Genomic DNA, 7,353 nt, shown 5'->3' with positions numbered 1-7,353 from the left:
TTACGACAACGACAACGACAACGACAACGAAAACGCCGCTATAGGCAGTTATACTTGCCCCCGGCGGGACGGGGCGAATGCCCCGTCCGGCTCCGGACTTTGACGGTAAACGCTCAGCCATCCACCTCATCCGTCCAAACCCTGAACCCGGTCAGCGTATTGGGTCCGAAGGTGCTGCTCAACGCCACATCGGCGGCATCCCGGCCGCGCGCGATCAGCACCCGGCCGATGCGCGGGACATTGTTGCGGGCGTCGAAGGTATGCCATTGACCGCCGAGGAAGACATCGAACCAGGCGGAGAAATCCATCGGACTCGCGGCCGGCGGCACGCCGATATCGCCCAGATAGCCGGTGCAGTAGCGCGCCGGGATATTCATACAGCGGCAGAAGGCGACGGCCAGGTGGGCATAATCGCGGCAGACGCCCTTGCGCTCGGCGAAGACCTCCCAGGCGGTGCGGGTGGCACGGGCGTGCTCGTAGCCGAAGGTGATATGGTGATGCACGAAGTCGCAGATCGCCTGCACCCGCCCCCAGCCGGTCGGCCCCTTGCCGAACAGGTCCCAGGCGGTCTGGGACAACCGGTCGGTCTCGCAATAGCGGCTGCCCAGCAGGAACACCAGGGTCTCCTCCGGCAGGTCCTGCACCGCGTGCTGAATGGCCGTGGGGACTATGACATCGGGCGCCCCCGTGTCGTTCACGACCGCATCGGTCGAGAGCCGGAACTGGCCCTTGGGCGCCACAATCCGGCTGCACCAGTTGCCGAAGCCGTCACGATAGGCCGTGAAGGGGACCGAGGGGTTGGTGACCAGGTGGTCGGGGACGACGAGATCGGAGACGCGCGAATAATGCACGTGCAGCGTCAGTATCATCGGCGTCGGTTGGGGGCAGTCGTAGACCAGTTCGTAGCCGACTCGGATATGCATCACTTGCCTCGGTAGCGGATGGGGACTTGAGATCCCCGGACGGAACGGTTTGGCAATGCGACCAAACCGCAATTGATCTCTGCCGACCGACCCCGAGCCGGTGCGGCAGGACGCAGACCCCTGCCGCCGCGGGCGTCGCGCACAGCGCACTGTTGGACCACGCGCTAATGCTCTGCAACCGAGCGGCGTCGGCTGCTGAACCGTGATCGCCAGGAAATGTGCGACATGCTGGTCGGCAATGTGACCGCTTAGGTCCCGGGTGAAAGGCCTGCCGAACTGACCGCGGACCCCGGCCAGGACGTAACACTGAGTGGATCCTTGAAAGTGATCGCCAACTGGGCGGCGGCGGCCGACGCCGGTTTGCACCGGGCTTCACTCTGGTCCAATCGCTTCAGGAGATCGTCAATCTCCTGACGGTATTGCCCATTCAAATCAGCCTCGCGTGCATGAATACCGGCGCGGCGCGCCCGCTCCAGCCAGCGCGCTCGCTCAGAGGCATCGCTCTCCCCCTTTCTCAGATAGGCGTACGCCAGACGATAATAGGTTCCTGACTCTGCGACCAACGCCGTCGCGCGCTCCAACTCCGCAATGGCTTGGTCCCATTTTTCCTGGTGGAAGAGCACCCAACCCTGACAATCGTGATAGGCGGCCTGGAAAGTCGTGCGTCGTGCCGGAACGATATGTGCGGTGCGCCGCTTGGCGAAACGAAGCCGACGCGCGGCCCACTCAAGGTTGCCCCCCCTTTCGGCGAACGCAAAGGCCGACTGAAGATAGCCCTGCGTGAGTAGCGCGTTGGTATCTTCCTCCGGGAAATCCGCCGCCAGCGCTCCCGATCTTTTTTGGCGACGCCGTGCCATGACTCTCGTCACGGCCTCGCGAAAGGCGGCTTCAGCCTCATTGTAGGCCTTGGCGCAAACGCTGGTCCAACACAGTTCCACCGTCGACTCGAGTGGCTTGTAACGCATGGCCAGAGCGATCTTGAAGTGAGAAATGGACGCGTCATAGTCCAACAGCTCACGATGAGACCACGCGAGCAGATAGTGTACCATCCCCTGATCCTCCAGGTCCTTGGCGGGCTGCCAGTCATTTTCCATGATTTCCTGCGTGAGCCTGAGTAAGTTGACCACCTGTTGGAAGTCCTGGCGACGGGCGGCGGGGGAAAGGAGCGACGATCCGCGGCGGGCATAAGTATCGGCCATTTTACCCAGGATTTCCCGGTTTTTTGGGTCGAGGTTCAGACCCGTGCTCCATTCCGCCAGGGCTTGCTCATGGTCATTGAGCAAGAGATAAACAGAACCCAGAATCGATCGCTCCCAGGCCCGCAGCGGGTTCAGCATCACGGCCCGCTCGGCGTTAGCCAGAGCCTTAGCCATGTCGGGCCGATCTTGAACCATTTCGCACCCTGCCAGCAGGCCATAAACCCCGTTTTCCCGGATCAGGCCGAGCCCCCCACTTTTCCAATCAATCGCCGCGGGTCCTTGTTCAAGTCCCGGAAACGCCTGCAGCAGATACCCCGTTGCTTTGCTTGCTGCGCCGGAATCGGACGGGCCGAGTTCAAGACACAGTTCGGCCAGTTTGACGGCAATGGCCGCCACGGCCCAATCCCGGTGCTGGTGGTTCCGCAACTCACCCTCGAGACGGGTGATATGGTCGGGTCCACTCTCCTGCTTGCGCGGTTTTAGGCGGTCGAGAACGCTTTTCGCCTGCTCGTAATCGTTGCGTACGGACTCCAAATTCTTGACTCCGCGCCCTACGTTTTCCGGCTTGTCGGCGATGAGGGTCGTGTCGATGAAGCGGCGCTGCGCGGCTGCCACAGTCCCGCTCGCGCCGTGCGACTGGTCGGGGAAACGGACGCAGGCTTCAGCGATGTAAGCCCAGTAGATGGCTCGGTCGTTGGAATTCAGCGCATCTTCGTTCGCCGCTTCCAGTGAGCGCTGGGCACCTTGCCAATCCTCTGCCTCAAAAAGGACCTTGCCCAGCTCAAAGCGCAGTTCCGCGAGTGTGGGGGCGAGATGAATCGCCTGGCAAAAAATCACCCGGCTGCGCGGATAGCTCCCGACGATCGCATGACCCACGGCAAGGCTGCGCGTGCAGGTAATCGCGGATTCTCTCAGTTTGGGGTCGGCTTCCCCCCTCAGCGCCGAACGGCATAGCGCATGCCAGGCAAGCGCCGTCGCGGTTTCGCGGTCTTGAATACTCTCCGTGCGAATAGCCTTGACAAGCGCCATAGCGGTTTCGCGGGCTTTAATACTCTCCGTGCGAATATCTTCGACAAGCGCCATAGCGGTTTCACCATCGTTAATACTCTCGACAGGCATATTCGCCATTCGCGGCACATGCTGCTCGGCAAGTTTGCGCCGCGCAAAGCCCCTGAGATCCCACCCCTCCGCTTGCGATGGTCGCAGTTGAATCGCTTTCCCACAGAGACGGATGGCCTCCTCGTATCTTTCGGTATTGAAATAATTCAGCGCCAGGGCGTAGTAGGCGTCGTATAAGTCGGGATTGGTCTCAACGGCCTTGCAAAATGCAAACTCCGCAGATTCCTTGCGCCCCAATGCCCGATAGACAATTGCGAGGTTGTAGTGACAGCGGGCAAACCTGTTATCCTCTTCAAGCGCATGGATAAAGGCCTTCTCCGCCGCGACATATTTTAGGATCTTATTGCGTTCGGTCCACTTCGCCTCACGATAGGCACGGAGGCCCTGCGTATAATGGTAGACTGCTTGCCATTGTTCGGACCCGGCCTTGGAGAGGTCCGTAAAAATACGATAGGCCAGTTGCTCTATCAGCTTCTGCAGGGTCTCGCAGCCTTGCTCTACCCGCCAGCTTTCGTGCCGCCCGCCGCCGCGAACCAGGGCAACCACGACGAGCCGGTCGCCGTCTTTATACACGCTGCCGGTGAGCCGCGGTCCTTCTGCGGCTCGCCCACCAACCGAAAGCAGCGCTCCAACAGGCACTTGCAGCGGACCAAGACCGATCTTCGAGTCCGCGCTAACCGCCCCTTGTAAGACCTCCCCGAGGTCTTCGACCCCGACCGTGACGTCAATCGGTGCATCGCTCTTTTGTTCGGGTCGCGCCTCGTCGGTGAACTGATACAGGGATCTCAAACGGGCCCACTCGTTCAACAAGCGGGAGGGCAGGCCCGCGACGCCGGCCGCCAGCGCGGCGTCCCCGGTATGATCGGCGAACGGCAGAATGACCATTCGCCGACGCGCCCGGTAGAGCCACCACCCCAGAGTAAGCAGCGCCGTCACGGCCGCCACTTTCAGGACGAACGAAATACTCAGGATATCCGATGCGGAGCGGCGGATGTCGAGAACGTGGTCGCGCAGCCAGATGGCCCCGATCACGGCGGCCAGCGGAGCGATCAGTACCCGCCAACCGGTCGTCAGCCAGCGCCATGCCGAACCACCGCGGCGGCCCACCCACCAAGCCAGATACCGAAACCAGACCCAACGCCAGGGTGAAGGCCAGTGACGGTGCCGAGGTGAGACGGCGAGTGCCGACACCAGCAAGCAGAAAATGGCCGCAAGGGCGTAGGGGGCGAACGTCGACCAGGGCGTCGCTGAGGGGAGAAACTCGATCTTCATCACTGTTGTCTCCACTCGGTCCGGGCCTTCGCTGGAGCCACTGTTAAAGCTGAGGGTTGTACGACGCTCACCCTGGGCAGGGTCGAGTCCCGGCGGGAGCGATCCCGCGGGCCGCAGACGGACTGGATCATTGTGGTGACGACTGGTGCTCGCGGCACCGCGGGCCGACGACACGCCCGACAGTACGCACCGGTGTCACGCGCACGCTGGCCGAGGTGCCGCCTCGCTGCTAATCATCGCCCCAAAAGGCACAAGGCCGCAAACCTGACTGACTTCACCTGGAGCGGCCGTGGTTCCTCGAATTCGACTTCATTGACGGGATCGAAATCAGTCCGGCGGCCTTTCCGCCCACTCCCCTTGCCGGGGGCGCACATCGCCCGCGGTCAGCGGCGTCCCCAGGCCGCCGCCCGAGGACTTTGACGGCCCCTGCAAGGTGCACCACCAACCTTGGGCTGGTTCCGTGACTGGGTGTTAGAATAAGCGGCTTTTCCAGCCGTGGCCGGCTTGAGACATCCCCGCGCCCGCGGGACGATGCGCCGCCGCCGCAGCAAGACCGCCCGGTCGCGTCCGGGCACATCACCGTCAGGAGAGTTCAACGATGGCCGGGCACAGCAAATGGGCCAACATCAAGCACCGCAAGACCGCCCAGGACAAGACCCGCGGCAAGGTTTGGACCAAGCTGATCCGCGAGGTCACGGTGGCCTCGCGCACCGGCGGGGGAGACCCCGGCTGCAACCCGCGCCTGCGCCTTGCCATCGACAAGGCCTTCGGGGCCAACATGCCGCGCGACACCGTGGAGCGCGCAGTGAAGCGCGGCAGCGGCAGCACTGAGGGCGAGGACTACGAGGAGATCCGCTACGAGGGCTATGGCCCGGGCGGGGTGGCGGTGATGGTCGACTGCATGACCGACAACCGCAACCGCACCGCCGGTGAGGTGCGCCACGCCTTCACCAAGCACGGCGGCAACCTGGGCACGGACGGCTCGGTCGGCTATCTGTTCACCAAGCAGGGGGTCATCAGCTTCCAGCCCGGCACCGATGAGGATCGGGTGATGGAGGCCGCCGTGGACGCCGGCGCCCTGGACGTCATCGTCAACGAGGACGGCTCCATCGACGTCATCACCGACCCCGACGAGTTCACCGTGGTGAAGGACTCACTCACGGTGGCCGGGCTCGACACCGACGTCGGCGAGGTGACCTTCAACTGCTCCACCAGCGCGGAACTGGACCGGGACACCGCCGAGCGCCTACTCAAGATGGTGGAGGTCCTGGAGGACTGCGACGACGTCCAGGCCGTCTATCACAATGCCGATATCTCCGACGAGATCATGGCAACCATCGATGGCTAGAAGAAGTACGTTAGTACGTGAGTACGTTAGTACGGGGGCTCCGCGCTGGACGCGGCGCCAAACGTACTAACGTACTAACGTACTAACGTACTTTCCCAACGTACTAACGTACTAACGTACTTTCCCAACGTACTAACGTACTATGATTTTAAGGCACCGCATCCTCGGCATCGACCCCGGCTCCCGCACCACCGGCTTCGCCGTCATCGACACCGACGGGCACCGCAGCCTGCGGGTGGTGAGCGGCGCTATCCGGGTCGGCGATCAGCCCTGGCCGGCGCGCCTGGGGCTAATCTTCGACCGGGTGGCGGAACTGGTGGCCGAGTATCGACCCCACGAGATGGCGGTGGAGCAACTGATCTTCGCCCGCGACCCCACGGCGGCACTCAAGATCGGCCAGGCGCGCGGGGCCGTCCTGTGCGCCGGGCTCAAGGGCGGTGTGACGGTGCACGAATACAGCCCCAAGACCGTCAAGCTCGCCGTGGTCGGTACCGGCGCGGCGGAAAAGGCACAGGTCCAGCACATGGTGCGCGTCCTGCTGGCGCTGCCCGACGAACCGGGCGAGGACGAGGCCGACGCCCTGGCCATTGCGCTGTGTCACGCCCATTCCATGGGCATCCCAGCACGTAAGAGAGCCGCCGCCTCCTGGCGGGACTGGCGGCCGTAATCCTCAAAAGAGTCGTTATCCACAGATGAACACAGATTATCACAGATTACTCATTGGCTTACGCTTGGCCGGGAACTCACCTTGCCGGTAATTGCGAAGATAGCGATAGGCGCATGACAATCAAAAGAAAATCTGTGTTCATCTGTGTTCATCTGTGGATTGTAGGATGATCGGTCGACTGAGGGGGCAGATCCTCCGCAAGCAGCCGCCGCACCTGCTCCTGGACGTGAACGGCGTCGGCTACGAGTTGGAGGCGCCCATGTCCACCTTCTACGAACTGCCCCCGGTGGGCAACACCGTCACCCTGATCACCCACCTGACGGTCAGGGAGGACGCCCACAACCTCTACGGCTTCGCCCGCGAGCGCGACCGCGACCTCTTCCGCGCCCTGCTGAAGGTCAGCGGGATCGGCGCGCGGATTGGACTGGCCATCCTCTCCGGCATGGACACCGCGCGCTTCATCGCCTGCGTGGAACAGGAGGACATCAGCGCCCTGACGCGGGTCCCCGGCATCGGCACCAAGACCGCCCAGCGCCTGGTGGTGGAGTTGCGCGACCGTCTGGAGGGCATCGGCGCCGGCTTCGCCACCGCGACCACCCTCGGCACCGCCGGGTCCGGCGCGGCCCCCGGCGTACCCGGCAGCCCCCCCGGCGCCCTGCCCGACGCCGTCAGCGCACTCATCGCCCTGGGCTACAAACCGGCCGACGCCAACCGCATGGCCCGCGCCGCCGACGACGGCGCCAAGACCTCAGAGGAGATCATCCGCGGGGCACTGCGGGCCGTGAATATGCCCTAGGCCGCCGGTCCGCACAGCGGACCCTACGG

The 7,353-nt window shown here is 63.5% G+C and carries 5 protein-coding genes; 3 read left to right on the top strand and 2 right to left on the bottom strand.

Annotation, left to right across the window (positions count from 1 at the left end; translation table 11 throughout):
• Window positions 1–113: 113 nt before the first annotated feature.
• Together QZY48_RS14040 and QZY48_RS14035 are read right to left on the bottom strand one after the other, a co-directional pair.
• Window positions 114–923, bottom strand: a complete 810-nt coding sequence (locus tag QZY48_RS14040; RefSeq protein ID WP_295431683.1) for a transglutaminase family protein — start codon at window positions 921–923, stop codon at window positions 114–116.
• A gap of 248 nt (window positions 924–1,171) precedes the next feature.
• Complete coding sequence (locus QZY48_RS14035) at window positions 1,172–4,513, bottom strand: tetratricopeptide repeat protein (protein WP_295431680.1); 3,342 nt, start codon at window positions 4,511–4,513, stop codon at window positions 1,172–1,174.
• Between the two features lie 598 nt (window positions 4,514–5,111).
• Here QZY48_RS14035 and QZY48_RS14030 point away from each other — a divergent pair.
• The 3 genes from QZY48_RS14030 to ruvA all read left to right on the top strand — a co-directional run bounded on the left by QZY48_RS14030 (window position 5,112) and on the right by ruvA (window position 7,324).
• The gene (locus tag QZY48_RS14030; RefSeq protein ID WP_295431677.1) at window positions 5,112–5,861 is read left to right on the top strand and encodes a YebC/PmpR family DNA-binding transcriptional regulator; all 750 of its coding nucleotides are present in this window, start codon (window positions 5,112–5,114) and stop codon (window positions 5,859–5,861) included.
• A 142-nt stretch (window positions 5,862–6,003) separates the two neighbouring features.
• Complete coding sequence (gene ruvC / locus QZY48_RS14025; RefSeq protein WP_295431674.1) at window positions 6,004–6,528, top strand: crossover junction endodeoxyribonuclease RuvC; 525 nt, start codon at window positions 6,004–6,006, stop codon at window positions 6,526–6,528.
• 166 nt (window positions 6,529–6,694) lie between these two features.
• Entirely contained in the window at window positions 6,695–7,324 is a 630-nt protein-coding gene (gene ruvA, locus QZY48_RS14020; RefSeq protein ID WP_295431672.1) for a Holliday junction branch migration protein RuvA, read from the top strand.
• Window positions 7,325–7,353: the final 29 nt, after the last annotated feature.

The sequence above is a fragment of the uncultured Thiodictyon sp. genome (genome assembly GCF_903828115.1).
Classification (GTDB): Bacteria; Pseudomonadota; Gammaproteobacteria; order Chromatiales; family Chromatiaceae; genus Thiodictyon.
This window is presented reverse-complemented; position numbering and strand designations above follow the sequence as displayed.